The 1,376-nt window shown below is 64.5% G+C and carries 1 protein-coding gene; it reads right to left on the bottom strand.

The annotated features are described in order from the left end of the window. Positions 1–57: 57 nt before the first annotated feature. A complete protein-coding gene (locus G0A00_RS26260) occupies positions 58–1,254 on the bottom strand; it encodes an IS256 family transposase (RefSeq protein WP_164185621.1) in 1,197 nt (398 codons plus the stop codon). Positions 1,255–1,376: the final 122 nt, after the last annotated feature.

Raw genomic sequence — 1,376 nt, 5'->3', positions numbered from 1 at the left:
GATAGTGCCCCCGCGCGTGGTGTAGGAGCGTCGACCTTCGGAGAGGTCCGGGTCTGATCAGGATGCCACGGCGGGCAACCTGACGGTGGGATTGTCGGTGACGCGGGCCAGGGTTTCAAGGCTCATGTATCGCCGCGCCACTGCCCATTCATCGTTGGTTTCGAGCATCAGAGCGCCGACGAGGCGGATGATGGCGGCGTCGTTCGGGAAGATCCCGATGACATCCGCACGTCGCTTTACCTCTCGGTTCACCCGCTCCAGCGGGTTGGTCGAAGCGATCTGGGTCCAGTGCTCTCGAGGGAACGACATGTAGGCCAACACATCGTCGCGGGAGTTGTCCATCAGGGCGCCGAGCTTGGGCTGTTTCTCCCGAAGGGCGTCCGCCACGACGGCCCACTGGTTCTCGGCGTCGGCCTTGCTTTCCTGGGCGAAGACCGTCTTCAACATCGCCGCCACTGCCGTGCGCTGTTTCGCAGGGGCATGCGCCAGGGCATTGCGCATCCAGTGGATGCGGCAGCGCTGATGAGTGGCGTTGAAGACCCGGCGTGCGGCGGCCCGCAGGCCCTTGTGGTCGTCGGCGATGACCAGCTTGACGCCACGCAGGCCCCGGTCGGCGAGGCTGCGCAGGAAATCAGCCCAGAACACCTCCGCCTCGGATGGACCGGTTGCGACACCCAGAACCTCGCGCTTGCCGTCCTCGTTGACCGCCACCGCGAGTATCACCGCCTTGCTGATGATGCGCCCGCCCTCCCTGACCTTCAGGTATGTGGCGTCCAACCACAGGTAGGGCCACGCGCCTTCAAGCGGCCGCGACAGGAAGGCGTCGACCCGCTCGTCGATTTCCATGCACAACCGGCTGACTTGGCTCTTAGACATGCCGCCAGCTCCCATGGCCTTCACCAGGTCATCCACGGACCGCGTGGAGATGCCGTGAACGTAAGCCTCCTGGATCACCGCCACCAATGCCTTCTCGGCTGTCCGCCGCGGTTCAAGGAAGCTGGGGAAATAGCTGCCCTTGCGCAGCTTCGGGATCTCTAGCGCGATCCGGCCGGCACGCGTATCCCAATCCCGCTCCCGGTATCCATTCCGCTGGGCCTCTCGCATTGGCGAGCGCGTGCCCTTGGCCGCGCCGGTCCGCGCTTCGATCTCGGCCTCCATGATGCGCTCGGCTGCAAAGGCCAGCATCTCGCGCACGAGATCGCCATCAGCCTGCTTCTCAACCAGCTCCATCAGAGCCATTCTGTCGTCGGTCATCGTCATCTCCGTCTCAGGTTTCAGGTGTCGCAACCCAAACCTACTCCGAAGATCGACGATGACCGCCAGCCTCGCGATCAGCGACGCTCACGGCTTCCTACACCACGCCGCGGGGCACTATC

This window comes from Salipiger sp. PrR002 (assembly GCF_010500775.1).
In the GTDB taxonomy this organism is placed as follows: Bacteria; Pseudomonadota; Alphaproteobacteria; order Rhodobacterales; family Rhodobacteraceae; genus Salipiger.
The sequence above is the reverse complement of the archived record's forward strand: the minus strand, read 5'-3'. Positions and strand labels throughout refer to the sequence as shown.